This is a genomic window from Sulfitobacter donghicola DSW-25 = KCTC 12864 = JCM 14565, from assembly GCF_000622405.1.
In the GTDB taxonomy this organism is placed as follows: domain Bacteria; phylum Pseudomonadota; class Alphaproteobacteria; order Rhodobacterales; family Rhodobacteraceae; genus Sulfitobacter; species Sulfitobacter donghicola.
Map to the genome: position 1 here is coordinate 2,797,467 of NZ_JASF01000005.1, position 13,068 is coordinate 2,810,534.

Genomic DNA, 13,068 nt, shown 5'->3' on the forward strand with positions numbered 1-13,068 from the left:
ATCTGTTAGTAAGAGCGGATTAACCCGACAAGGCGCCCTTGAACCTTTACCTGATCTGCGGGGAACACGCGTGTCTCATAGGCAGGGTTTGCAGCTTCCAATGCGATTGCTGCGCCTTTGCGCTTGAAGCGTTTTAGCGTGGCTTCATGGTCTTCAACGAGGGCGACAACAATGTCCCCATCGTCTGCCACGGCAGATTCACGAATGACAACAACGTCACCATCGTTAATGCCCGCCTCGATCATCGAGTCCCCTTTGACCTCTAGCGCATAATGCGCACCAGCGCCGGCTAGCATCGCATTTGGCACCGTCACCCCGTGCGAACGTTGGTTGATCGCCTCAATAGGGACACCAGCCGCGATTTTTCCCATCACGGGCAACTCGCTCGCTTCGATTGTGGTGACGGGTTGGTTGGCAGCAGGTGCGGCAGCGGCAGGCGTGTCAGGCATATCGCCCTCAATCACACGCGGAGAGAAACCAGCGGCAGACATGCTGTCTGGCAGCTTGACCACTTCGATAGCGCGGGCGCGGTGGGCAAGGCGGCGGATGAAACCGCGTTCCTCTAGCGCCGTGATCAGGCGGTGGATGCCAGATTTTGACCGCAGATCAAGCGCTTCTTTCATTTCATCAAAGCTGGGCGGCACACCATCGCGCTGAACGCGTTTGTGAATGAAAGCCAGTAGATCGAGTTGTTTTTTCGTCAGCACAGTACATTCCTCGTCCCCATTGTCTCTTTTTGTTCTAGGGACGTTCTCGTTTTGTGTCAACTATTTTAGATATCGATAATCTCGACAATTGTTCCTGCGGGCTGTGCCGGATCTGACGGAGGGCGTACCAATAGGGCATCTGCAACGGCCAGAACGCTTAACAAGGCGCTGTCTTGTCGGTTCTCTGCGATGACGCGGCCTTGGTCATCTAGTCTGGCGCGCATGTAGTGTTCGCGAGGACCGTTAGAGGGGATATCTTTGGCCAAAGCGGCCTTGCGGCGGGGGGCGGTTTGCTGGCCAAGGCCAAGCATCGCGCGGATCATTGGGGCGACAAAAATCGTACCGCAGACCATCGCTGATACCGGATTACCGGGAAGGCCGACCATAGCAGAGCTGCCCAATCTTCCCGCCATCAGCGGCTTGCCCGGGCGCATGGCGACTTTGTAAAACGATTGCTGCATGCCCATGGCGGCCGCGACAGGGGCCACCAGATCGTGATCGCCAACAGAAGCGCCACCAATGGTGACGATCAAATCCGACCCCTGAGCCAGCTCAAAGCTGCGGCGCAAAGACCCCTCGTTATCAGATGCGATGGGCATCATCCGCGTATCAGCGCCTAGCGCCTCGAGCTGTGCGGCCAGCCCATAGGTGTTGGACGCGATGATCTGGTCAGGGCCGGGGGCTTCGCCCGGTTGGACCAGCTCGTCCCCCGTGGCGAGGATGGAAACCACAGGTTTGCGGAAAACGGGCACTTGGGCGATGTTCATCGCGGCCAGCAGGGCGATGTCAGCAGGGCGAAGGCGGCGCGGCGCGGCGACGGATTGTCCTTCGGTAAAATCGCCACCCGCTGGGCGGATGTTGTCTTTTTCACCGATGGAATGGCCCAGAGTGATCAGGTCACCGCGGCGGGTGACGTCCTCTTGGATCACAACAAAATCGGCGCCATCAGGGATGGGCGCGCCGGTAAAGATACGCACGGCTTGGCCCGCGCGCAGCTCACCGTCAAAGCGGTGGCCAGCGGCGGATTCACCGATCACCTTAAACAGGGCATCTGGTTCCACCTCGTCGCGGCGCAGTGCGTAGCCATCCATAGACGAGGCCGCAAAGGGCGGCTGGGTGCGCGTTGCAAAAACATCCTTAGCCAGCACACGACCGCCAGCTTGGCGCAAGGAGACCAGCTCGACCTCTGTTGGCTGGGTCAGGGAAAAGAGATGCCCTAACGCTTCGTCGACGGTGATCATGGCGCCGTGTGGCGGCCTGATTTCCCGCCGTCTTTTAACGTCACGCGCAGGCCGCCGATTTCCATCGTTTTATCAACGGCCTTGCTCATGTCATAGACGGTGAGGGCGGTGACGGATGCCGCGGTAAGCGCCTCCATCTCAACGCCTGTCTGGCCTGTGGTTTTGACAGTGGCAACAATGCGAATACCGGGCAGGTCGGGATCGGGCGTTAGGTCAACCGAAACCGAGGTGATCGGCAGCGGGTGGCATAGCGGGATCAGGTCGGATGTCTTTTTCGCAGCCATGATACCGGCAAGCCGTGCAACGCCCAAAACGTCACCTTTTTTGGCGCGGCCTTCTGTAATGATATCAAAGGTTTCTTGCTGCATCTTGATGTGGTTTTCGGCAGTCGCGATGCGCGAGGTCACTGCCTTGTCCGATACATCAACCATATGCGCATGGCCGTCGCCGTCAAAATGCGTCAGTCCCATTACATGCCCCCCGCGCGCAAAGGGTTTGCCAGCAAATGGCGCGTTGCCGATGCAACGTCTTCTTGGCGCATGAGGCTCTCCCCGATCAGGAAGCTGCGCGCGCCATAACGCGCCATATCGGCAAGGTCTTCGGGGCTGTTCAGCCCGCTTTCACAGACCATCATCCGTTCACCCGGGACATGTTTGGACAGGGTGCGGGTGGTATCAAGGGTTGTCTCAAAGGTGTTCAGGTTTCGGTTGTTGATCCCGATCATCCGCGATTTCAGTGCCAGCGCGCGCTCCAGCTCTTCGGCGTTATGGGTTTCGATGAGCGCATCCATACCGTAATGCATCGCCGCGTCTTCCAATTCGCTGGCCTGTGTATCCGAAACGCTGGCCATGATGATCAGGATGCAATCGGCGCCCATGCTGCGCGCTTCGGCGACCTGATAGGTGTCATACATAAAGTCCTTGCGCAGGACTGGCAGATCACAGGCGGCGCGTGCATCGATCAGGAATTGTTTGGCGCCTTGAAAGCTGGGCGTGTCGGTCAGCACGGAAAGGCAGGTCGCGCCGCCTTCGGCATAGGCTTTGGCCAGTTCGGCAGGGTGGAAATCTTCGCGGATCAGGCCTTTGGACGGGCTGGCCTTTTTGATCTCGGCGATCAGGCCATAGTTTTCTTTTGAGGCATCAAACAGCGCTTCGGCAAAGGGGCGCACAGGCGAGGCATTGGCGGCCAGCGCCTCAACCTCTGACAAAGGCGTCGTCCGCTTGTCGGCAGCAACCTCCTCGAGTTTATATGCTTTGATTTTTTCTAGGATAGTCTGTGTCATAGTGCCTCCGGATCGCCCCAGTTTATGGACCTATGGCCCTGCCTGCGCAACCACGCATTGGTGCGGCTAAACGGCTGCGAGCCAAAGAAGCCGCGATGTACCGACAGCGGGGAAGGGTGGGCCGTTTCGAGTTTAAAGTTGTTCTCACCCTCAACAGCTTTTGCAGCCTTTTGCGCAGGGCCACCCCACAGCAGATAGGCGCGGGGCTGATCCGCAAGGCGGGTTAAAATTTGATCGGTGAGCGTCTGCCACCCCAGCTTGGCGTGTCCTTTGGCAGTGCCCTGCGGCACAGTAAGGATGGTGTTGAGCAGTAAAACGCCCTGATCCGCCCAATCATCTAGCTGGGTGCGGCTGCGCTGAAGGCCCAGATCGCTTTCCAACTCTTTGAATATATTGCCAAGACTATCTAGCCGCCCGCCAAAGTCGGCGGTGATCGAAAAGGCAAGCCCATGTGCCTTTTTCGGGGTGTGATAGGGATCTTGCCCCAAGATTACGACGCGCACATCGTCGGGTTGTACACGTTCAAGCGCGTTAAACACCAAATCGGGCGGTGGCAGCACTAGCCGCGTTTCAGCGGCAAGGGCCGTTTCGATGTCGGGTAATGTCTGTTCGAAAAACGGCAGCTCCCGCCATGCGCCCAAACGGCTGAGATCAAACATCACGCTTCTTGGGTGATGCGGGCAACGGCGGTGATTTTGTCGCGTGCTGCGCCAGAATCGATGCTGGCGCGGGCCATTTCGACACCTGTTTTCAGGTCCGGTGCCGCATCCGCGATCAGCAGCGCAGCGGCCGAGTTCAACAAAACAGCATCGCGGTAGGCCGATTTCGCACCATCCAGCAGCGCGTTAAAGGCCACCGCGTTTTCTTCGGGGGTGCCGCCGACAATATCCTCAAACGGGTGTTCTGGCAGGCCTGCATCCTCGGGGTGGATTTCGATGTCGTTGATCACGCCGTCTTTGCCAAGCGCGCTAACCCAGCTGACGCCCGTGATGGTGAGCTCATCCGTGCCGTCAGACCCATGTACCAGCCACGCGGCCTCTGACCCGAGCAGCCTGAGCGTTTCTGCCATGGGGCGCGTAAGATCGCGCATATAGGTGCCAGTCAACTGGCGCTTGACCCCCGCAGGGTTGGTCAGCGGCCCAAGGATGTTAAAGATGGTCCGCGTCCCAAGTTCGGAACGTGTGGGCATGACATGGGCAATCGCAGGGTGATGCATCGGCGCCATCATAAAACCGATGCCCGCCTCCTTCAGCGCCTTTTCCACAACAGCGGGGCCAACCATTGTATTTAGCCCCATCTGCGTCAGCGCATCAGCGGCACCAGATTTAGAGCTGAGGTTGCGATTGCCGTGTTTGGCAACAACAACACCAGCCCCCGCAACAACAAAGGCTGTCGCGGTTGAGATGTTAAGCGTCCCCTTGCCATCGCCACCTGTACCAACAATGTCCATCGCCCCAGCAGGCGCGACAACCGCGTTGCATTTGGCGCGCATGACTGCGGCTGCTGCGGCGTATTCATCAACGGTTTCACCGCGTGTACGCAGCGCCATCAAAAGGCCGCCGATCTGGCTGGGCGTGGCTTTGCCTTCAAACAGGATGCCAAAGGCTTGTTCGGCTTGCTCGCGCGTGAGGGGGCCATTGGCGGATGCGTCGATAAGGGGCTTTAGGCGTTCACTCATGCGGGCTGTTTCACCTCCTTGAGGAAATTCTCGAGCAGCGCATGGCCATGCTCGGAGCGGATGGATTCGGGGTGAAATTGAACGCCGTGGATTGGTAGCTCGCGATGTTGCAGGCCCATGATGGTGCCATCTTCCAATTCAGCGGTGATTTCCAGACAATCGGGGAGGGAGGCGCGCTCAACAATCAAAGAATGATAGCGTGTCGCCGCAAAGGGCGAGGGCAGCCCAGCAAACAGGCCTTTGCCCGTGTGGCGCATCTGGCCCATCTTGCCATGTACGATCTCATCCGCGCGCACAACCTTGCCGCCAAAGGCCTCGCCGATGGTTTGGTGCCCCAGACAGACGCCCAGCAGCGGAATGCCTTCTTTTGCGGCGGCCTTGGTGAGGGCCAGACAAATCCCAGCCTGCGCAGGATCACATGGGCCAGGGGATAGCACGATCCCCGCAGGGCGCAGCGCCAGCGCGTCTTCGACACTCAGCGTGTCGTTGCGGCGGATGTCCATCTCGGCGCCGAGCGCCCCCAGATAGTGCACTAGATTATAGGTGAAGCTGTCATAGTTATCGATCAACAAGAGCATCTTTGGGAAACTTCGTATTAGGACTAGAGAAGGCGTGTAGACGGGGTATATAGTTAGCACGGGTAGATGGTCAGTCTTGGACGCAATCGTCAAGGGGCAGGACCGCCGCAGGCTGCAATAACCGGAGCATAATATTCCGGAAGCGGCATGTTGGAAATAACAGGACAAGGGTGCAATTGCTATGGCACAGGGTATTTTGAGCGGTATTGGCTTGGGCGCGATCTTTAGCGTCGGCGTTGCAGGGGTGGTATCGGTATTGGTTCCGATCGAGCCGCAAGCCGCGCCAGAACTGGGCATTGCGGAAACTGTTGCGGAACCCGAACAGGTCACACCGCAGGCTTCTGTGACAGTATCGGGCGAATCTGACAGCGCGGTCCAACAGCCACAGATCAGTTTGCGCACCCCCGCTGGCGAAGACCTGCCGAAAGAACCTGTTGCTGCGGCCTTGGCACCCGAAGTGGCCAGCGATCTGGAAACAGCTGTTGCCGATTTGCCTGTCGCTTCCGCGCCTGTGACCGCGCCTGCAGTTGAAACAGCTGCGTTGACGCCGCAGCCCTCTGCGTTGAGCAGCGTAGATAGTGATGTAACTGATCACGTTGTAAATGTGCCATCGCCTTTGCCGCAGCCGCAGACAGGGGCGGTGGATAATCTGACTGTTCCGCGCCCCTTGCCAGGCGGGGTTGTGGCGCATCTGGAAGAAGAAGCGCCTGTCCTGACAAACCCTCAGGCGTTAGCACCAATGATTCCCGACGACAGCGCCGATGGGGTGCTTGCCGATCGGTTGATTTCGGGTGAAGCGGCCCCTGTGCAACCCGTGTTGCAAGCGCAGGAACAAGAACAGACGCTAGAGGCAGCGCAAGAGGGGGAAGAAATCCTTGTTGTCGTTCCGCCCGCTCCCGCGCCGGACCAACAAGAGGACACAGAGGTGGCATCGGCCCCGAAACCCCGCGTGGTGCAAACACCAGGAACGCAGGTGGCGGCGTTGGGCTCTGCCTCGGGGCGGCCCACCATTGGCACCCCTGCCAGCACCTTGATCAACCGATCTGCGCAGGCAGAGGAAACACAGGTTCTTGTGCAGCGTTCTTCCTCGGCCGCGACATCGCAGGACGAAACGCCGCTGCGCAACTACGCGCAACCTTTTGAAAACCCAGAGGGCAAGCCTCTCATGAGTATTGTCTTGATGGATAATGGTGTCGATCTGGAGGCAAATGAAATCGGCTTGCCAGCGCTGTCGCGCTTTCCTTATCCGGTTAGCTTTGCTGTAGATGTTCGTCTGCTTGACGCTGCAAAACGGATGGAGCGTTACCGTGCAGAAGGGTTTGACGTGCTTGCTATGGTGGACCTGCCGCAGGGCGCGCAGCCTACGGATGCCGAAGTTTCCCTGAACGTTGCCTTGAATGGCCTTCCTGAAATCGTTGGCGTTCTGGAAGGCACTGGCGAAGGGTTGCAAAACTCTCGCGCAGTGGCTGATCAAGTGACAGGTATCCTCAAGGCGAGCGGCCATGGTTTGGTCACCCAAAGCAAAGGGTTAAACTCGATGCCGAAACTGGCAGTCAAAGAAGGTGTGCCCGCGGCTCCTGTGTTTCGGGACTTTGACAGTGCGGGCCAAAATGCGCGCGTCATCCGCCGGTTTCTGGATCAGGCGGCCTTTAAGGCTGGCCAAGAGGGGGGCGTGATTATGCTGGGCCGTTTGCGGGCGGAAACCATTGAGGCCTTGCTGGTTTGGGGCTTGGCTGATCGCGCGGGATCAGTTGCTTTGGCACCTGTATCGGCTGTTTTGCTGGCCCAATAGCGGATAATTTGCCTCACATCCGATAGAAATTTGCCTCAAATTTGCTGAAATCATCGTCTATCCAAAGGGATCAAAACCTTGGATAGACCTATGTTTCTATATGTTTACAGCCCTAGCGACTTTGTCTCAGGCTTGCCGATTGAATCGGGGGCCTCTGCCGATGGCGTGCCAATTTTCACGCTGACCCTTGTTGCGGGGGCAACGCCCACGTTGATTGAAGTTACCGATGATGATCTGGTTTTCGACGAGGTTGATGGCTCTCAGGTTTTAACAAATGCGGTGACCATCGACGGGAATGCCTTTGCGGCGGGAACGTCGATCAATACGGCCTATGATCTTATCAATTCGGCCTCTGGTCACAAGGTGACGTCGTTCCACTTTGGGGGGGATGGATACCAACAGGGGGCCGTTGACGGCCTTGTCTCGACCGTGCCTTTGATCGCTGGCACCAGTTATAGTTTCGATACCGAACGGACGTCACACCAGCAAAACAACGAATACCAAGACTATGTCGCCTGTTTTGTGACGGGGGCGCTGATTGAAACCGATAAGGGGCCCAAGCCTGTAGAGGCCTTGCAGGAAGGCGACCTTTTGATGACCTTGGATCGGGGCTATCAGCCGGTTTTGGCGGTCTTGTCCCAGAGCTTTGACAAAAAAGCACTGGAAGAACGGCCAAAGCTGCGGCCTGTTCGCATTAGGGCAGGCGCATTGGGCCAAGAGCTGCCTGAACGGGATTTGCTGGTCTCGCCACAGCATCGTTTTCTGGCGCGATCTTCCGTGGTGAAACGGATGTTTGGCGAGGAAGAAACACTGCTGAGCGCCACCCAACTGGCGTCTTTGCCTGGCATTCGTGTGGATCAGAAAGCCAAAGAGGTGACATATTTCCATCTGGTGATGGCGCAGCACGAGATATTATTTGCTGAAGGCTCCCCAACCGAAAGCTTTTATTGCGGGCCCATGGCAATGGGGGCGTTAGCACCCAAAGCCCATCAAGAGATACTCGAGATTTTTCCAGAATTGGCAGAAAGCGCGCAGCCACAGGCAAGCGCGCGGATCATCCCTTCAAACAAACGTCAAAAGAGGCTTGTGCGCCGTCATCGCCGTAACGATAAACCGATCCTTGGTGATCCCGTAAAAGGGCAGACAGCGGCCTAGCTATTGCCGCTGCCTTGGTCAAAACGGGCGGCGTCTTCGGCTGCGCGTCGGATGGCACCTGATTTGTGGACGGTTTCCATAAATTCAGCCTCTGGGTCACTGTCATAGACAACGCCGCCACCCGCCTGGATATAAAGCGTTTCGTCTTTCACCACTGCGGTCCGCAAGGCGATACACATGTCCATGTCGCCCCCCGCACTGAAATAGCCAACACCACCGCCATAGATACCGCGCTTTTCTGGTTCCAGCTCGTCGATGATCTCCATCGCGCGGACTTTTGGCGCGCCTGAAACTGTGCCCGCAGGCATCCCCGCAAAGAAGGCATCAAGCGCGTCGCAATCATCGCGCAGCTCACCGACAACGTTTGAAACGATATGCATAACGTGGCTGTAGCGTTCGACGATGAATTCTTCGGTTGGGCGGACAGAGCCGATTTTGGCAACGCGGCCCACATCGTTGCGGCCCAGATCGAACAGCATCAGATGCTCGGCTAGCTCTTTCTTATCCGCCATCAAATCGGCCTCTAGGGCGCGATCCTCTTCGGGTGTTTTGCCACGTGGGCGGGTGCCCGCGATGGGGCGGATTGTGATCTCTTGACCAAACACACGCACCAGAATTTCAGGGGAGGCGCCAACCACATGGAAGCCGCCAAAGTTGAAATAGAACATAAACGGCGAGGGGTTCGTGCGGCGCAAGGACCGGTACAGCGCAAAGGGAGGCTGAGGAAAGGCCTGCGCCCAGCGTTGGGAAGGCACAACCTGAAAGATGTCACCGGCTTTGATATATTCTTTGGCCTTAAGAACGGCCTCTTTATACCCGTCTTTGGTAAAGTTGCTGACGGGGTCTGGCGCAACAGTGGCATTGCCCAACCCGCGTGAGGTGCCAGCAGGGTTGCGTTCAAGGTCGCGCACCGCGTCCATCACGCGCTCCGCAGCTTGTGCATAGGCGGCACGGGCAGATTGCCCCTCGGTTACCCAAGCAGGCGAGACAACGGTCACTTCACCTTTAACGCCATCCAATACCGCAACAACAGAGGGGCGCAGCATGACGGCATCAGGCAGGCCCAACGGGTCTGGATTGACGTTTGGCAAGCGTTCCACCAGACGGATCATGTCATAGCCAAGATAGCCAAACAGCCCCGCAGCGGATTGCGGCAGGTCGGCTGGCAGGTCGATCTTGCTTTCGGCGATCAGAGCGCGCAAAGCGTCCAGCGGGTTGCCGTCAATCTGCGTATAGGCGTCTGGGTCGTAACGGGCCGCGCGGTTCACCTCGGAGGAGGTGCCACGGCAGCGCCAGATCAAATCGGGCTTCATGCCGATAATGGAATAGCGCCCGCGCACCTCGCCACCCGTCACGGATTCAAGCATAAAGGCGTTTTCCGCGGCACCCCCAAGTTTCAGCATCAGCGAAACGGGCGTGTCCAGATCTGCGGCTAGGCGCGTATAGACGACCTGATGGTGCCCAGCATCATATTGGGCGGCGAAACTGTCAAAGTCAGGAGTAAGAGCCATATTATTGGAAATTCACGTTAACGGCGTTTACAGCGCGTTGATCAATGGTTTGCCCCGCGCGCAGCAGGGTATCAGCGGAAAAGATTTCGAACAGGCCACGGGCCAAAGCTTCGTTTTGTTGCTCACGTAGGGTGGCAACCAGATCCTGCGCTTCGGGGCTGTCTTCGGTTGCGGCGATTGCGTCCAAGCGGACCAGAACAACGGTATCAGTACCTTCAAGCAGGCGGATATCGCCGACGTTCATCTCGAAAACATTGCTCATAAAGGCGGTTGGCGTATTGGGAATAAACGCGCTGCGCGGCTGTTCGCCAACAACCCGTTCGGTCAAACCTTGCTCGGGGAAGGTTGCGCCGCCTTCGACGGCGGTCTTGGCCGCTTCCGCCTGAACACGCAGTTTGGATACGATTTCATCCTCGCGCCAGCGGGTGGCGACCTCTTGGGCAACATCCTCATAGGTGGCGGGGCGTTCGGGCAGGGCTTCGTTCAGGCGCATCGCAAAGATGCCCCCATCGTCCAGCTGTTTGATCTGTGGGAAATCGCCTTCTTGTACTATGGCGGCTTCGCTGCGGAAGGCCTCATATGCGGCAAGGCTTTCGCTGCTTTCTGCGGTCCAGTCGATCTGCCCCAAAACCATATCGGTCTCTTCAGCCAGTTGTTCCAATGTTGCACCCCCTGCGAGGCGGTCATCAAAATCCTCGGCCTGCGCCTCGACGAGGCGGACAGCGCGGTCAGCGGCCAGCACATCGCGCAGCTCGGGCTCGGCTTCTTCAAAGGTGACGTTCTGGGCAGGCAGCACCGCGTTCACACGGAACAGGGCAGGGCCCAGATCACTGTCAGCGGGGCCGACAACGCTGCCGACCTCGGCGCCAAAGACGACCTCACCCGCAGCGCCTAGCGCATCTTGGGCGACATCGCCCAGATCAATATCGGCAAGGTTCAAACCGCGGTCTTCGACCAAAGCCTCAAATGTCGTGCCGCCCACTTCGAGAGCTGCGGCTGCCTGATCGGCGCTGGCCTGATCGGCAAAGACCAAACGTTCGGTCAGGCGGCGCTCGGGCTGGATATATTGCTCGGCGCGGGCCTCGTATTCTGCACGCAGTTCCTCTTCGGGTAGCTCAACCTGATCAATGATGTCCGTCGGGTTCAACCATGCAAAGGTGATCCGCTTGCTGGCGGGCAAAACAAAGCTGTCTGCGTTTGCCTCGAAATAGGTTTTCAAAGTGGCCTCGTCAGCCTCTTCGATGGGCGTGTCCAACGTGTCTTCGTCCAGCAATACCCACGTGAAATCGCGCTCTTCGCTGACGTATTTCACCAGTGTTTCGGCGTAGGCCGCAGGCATTTCAACGCCGCTTAGGATAGCACCCTGAAGCAGCTGGCGGGCGGCCTCTTCGCGCAGGCTTGTTTCGAACTCACCCTCGTTCAGACCAGCAGAGCGCAAGGATTGCGCATAGCCGTCGCGGTCAAACTGGCCGTCAACCCCTTGGAACGCTGGGATTTCAAGGATGCGGTCCCGCAGCAGCTCGTCTCCGATAGAAAGCCCCATTTCGGTGGCTTCGTGATCCAAGGCGCGGTCGCGCATGATGCGGTTTAGCACCGCACGGTCCAGACCCAGCCCCTGCGCCTGTTGAAAGCTGATCGGCGTGCCTGATTGCTGGCTGATGGCGCGCAGTTCTTGCTGGATTTGGCGCGCATATGTGTCAACGGATACGGGTTTATCCCCAACGGAGCCTAGCGTGCGGATGTTGCCGCTGAGGTTGACTGCACCAAAGCCGCCCAAGCCCAAAAAGAGCAGGCCCATAAGGCCCCACATTGCGGTTTTGCCGACGTTCGATTTCTGGGCCATGGTCGTTACCTTTTGTCCGGTGTTTGCGACTGTCTAAGGGCTTGGCCGCAAAGGGGCAAGAGGGGGCAATTATCGGGGCAGCTCAACCTTGCTGAGACGATCAAAAAGTTCGCCAATTCCGCTGCTGTCGAGGTTCGCAAAAGCGATGCGCAATTCGCGCGCACCTGCGGGATCGCCTTTGGGGTAAAACATCGACCCTGGCAGGGTCAAAACACCAGCCTCACGCACCAATGCTGGGGCCAGATCGGCGCTGCCCATAGCAAAGGGGTGGCGCAGATAGGCAAAGTAGCCACCCAGCCCAAGCAATGTCCAACCCTGCGCGGCAAGTGTCGGCATGTTGTCGGTGATTGCGGCGCGCCTTTTCAGGATCTCGTCGCGCTCTCCCGCCAGCCATTGGTCAAGGTTCTGCATGCCCCATAGGGCCGCGTGCTGGCCGACTTGGTTTGGGCAAATGGCAACCGTATCCAGAAACTTCTCCGCCTCGGCCAAACGGGTCGGCGAGGCGAGCATGGCCCCCACACGGTGGCCTGTCAGGCGATAAGCCTTTGAAAAGGAATAGAGGTGGATCAGCGTATCCTCCCACCCGTCACGCGCAAACAGGCTGTGGGCCGCATCGGTGCTGGAGTGAAAATCGCGGTAGGTTTCATCGACGATCAAGGCGATGCCGCGCGATTTGGCGATATCGTAAAAAGCTGTGATCAGATCATCGGGGTATTCAACGCCAGTCGGGTTGTTGGGTGTCACCAGAACAATTGCGCGGGTCTTTGGCGTGATCAGTTTTGCCGCGTCCCACGGATCGGGCATCATGTCGCCTTCGCATTTTAGCGCTACGGCTTTGGCGCCAGACATATCCAACCACATTTTGTGGTTGAAGTACCATGGGGTTGGCACAATCACCTCGTCCCCCTCGGCGCAAAGCGAGGCAATGGCAGCGGCAAAGGCCTGATTGCAGCCAGAGGTGATCGAGACCTGATCGCCACTGACCTGTCCGCCATAGATACGCGTTGTGCGCTCGGCCAGTTCCTGGCGTAGCTCTGGCAGGCCAAGGACAGGACCGTATAGGTGCACATCATCGTTTTGCAGCACCGCATCGGCCATGGCCTGACGCATGTCAGGGTGGGGGGCTTCAACGGGTGCTGCCTGACTTACGTTCATCAGGGGGCGATCATCGCGAAAGGTCACACCCTCCAGCCAGCGGCGCGCCTCCATCACAGGAGGGGGGAAGGTGGCATTGGTACGAGACTGGGTCATGGTGCGTATCCGGATGGGGGATGAGAGGGG

General features: G+C 58.2%; 12 protein-coding genes. 2 read left to right on the forward strand and 10 right to left on the reverse strand.

The window, feature by feature from the left end:
• Positions 1-5: 5 nt before the first annotated feature.
• The 7 genes from lexA to Z948_RS0114925 form a co-directional block, all read right to left on the reverse strand.
• Positions 6-707, reverse strand: coding sequence for a transcriptional repressor LexA (lexA, locus tag Z948_RS0114895; protein WP_025060357.1), 702 nt, complete (start codon positions 705-707; stop codon positions 6-8).
• 65 nt (positions 708-772) lie between these two features.
• Entirely contained in the window at positions 773-1,948 is a 1,176-nt protein-coding gene (locus tag Z948_RS0114900; protein WP_025060358.1) for a molybdopterin molybdotransferase MoeA, read from the reverse strand.
• A complete protein-coding gene (gene moaC / locus Z948_RS0114905) occupies positions 1,945-2,418 on the reverse strand; it encodes a cyclic pyranopterin monophosphate synthase MoaC (RefSeq protein WP_025060359.1) in 474 nt (157 codons plus the stop codon). The genes Z948_RS0114900 and moaC overlap by 4 nt, the downstream gene beginning before the upstream one ends.
• Positions 2,418-3,230 (reverse strand): indole-3-glycerol phosphate synthase TrpC, encoded by an 813-nt coding sequence (gene trpC, locus Z948_RS0114910; RefSeq protein WP_025060360.1) that lies wholly within the window; start codon positions 3,228-3,230, stop codon positions 2,418-2,420. Before trpC ends, moaC begins: the two co-directional genes overlap by 1 nt.
• Positions 3,227-3,889 (reverse strand): uracil-DNA glycosylase, encoded by a 663-nt coding sequence (locus Z948_RS0114915; RefSeq protein ID WP_025060361.1) that lies wholly within the window; start codon positions 3,887-3,889, stop codon positions 3,227-3,229. The genes trpC and Z948_RS0114915 overlap by 4 nt, the downstream gene beginning before the upstream one ends.
• A complete protein-coding gene (gene trpD / locus Z948_RS0114920) occupies positions 3,889-4,908 on the reverse strand; it encodes an anthranilate phosphoribosyltransferase (RefSeq protein ID WP_025060362.1) in 1,020 nt (339 codons plus the stop codon). The genes Z948_RS0114915 and trpD overlap by 1 nt, the downstream gene beginning before the upstream one ends.
• Entirely contained in the window at positions 4,905-5,486 is a 582-nt protein-coding gene (locus Z948_RS0114925) for an anthranilate synthase component II (RefSeq protein WP_025060363.1), read from the reverse strand. The genes trpD and Z948_RS0114925 overlap by 4 nt, the downstream gene beginning before the upstream one ends.
• Before the next feature lie 181 nt (positions 5,487-5,667).
• Between Z948_RS0114925 and Z948_RS0114930 the strand changes: the two genes are divergently transcribed.
• Together Z948_RS0114930 and Z948_RS0114935 are read left to right on the forward strand one after the other, a co-directional pair.
• Positions 5,668-7,278 (forward strand): divergent polysaccharide deacetylase family protein, encoded by a 1,611-nt coding sequence (locus tag Z948_RS0114930; protein WP_025060364.1) that lies wholly within the window; start codon positions 5,668-5,670, stop codon positions 7,276-7,278.
• A 90-nt stretch (positions 7,279-7,368) separates the two neighbouring features.
• Positions 7,369-8,433 carry a Hint domain-containing protein gene (locus Z948_RS0114935; RefSeq protein ID WP_025060365.1) on the forward strand — a complete coding sequence of 355 codons (1,065 nt, stop codon included), beginning with the start codon at positions 7,369-7,371 and terminating at the stop codon, positions 8,431-8,433.
• Here the strand turns inward: Z948_RS0114935 and trpE are convergent.
• The 3 genes from trpE to Z948_RS0114950 all read right to left on the reverse strand — a co-directional run bounded on the left by trpE (position 8,430) and on the right by Z948_RS0114950 (position 13,038).
• Positions 8,430-9,944: an anthranilate synthase component I gene (gene trpE / locus Z948_RS0114940; RefSeq protein ID WP_025060366.1), complete on the reverse strand. Its 1,515-nt coding sequence runs from the start codon at positions 9,942-9,944 to the stop codon at positions 8,430-8,432. The two genes, Z948_RS0114935 and trpE, sit on opposite strands and share 4 nt — an antisense overlap.
• A gap of 1 nt (position 9,945) precedes the next feature.
• Positions 9,946-11,787: a peptidylprolyl isomerase gene (locus tag Z948_RS0114945; RefSeq protein WP_025060367.1), complete on the reverse strand. Its 1,842-nt coding sequence runs from the start codon at positions 11,785-11,787 to the stop codon at positions 9,946-9,948.
• Between the two features lie 69 nt (positions 11,788-11,856).
• Positions 11,857-13,038 (reverse strand): aminotransferase, encoded by a 1,182-nt coding sequence (locus Z948_RS0114950; protein ID WP_025060368.1) that lies wholly within the window; start codon positions 13,036-13,038, stop codon positions 11,857-11,859.
• Between the last annotated feature and the right edge of the window lie 30 nt (positions 13,039-13,068).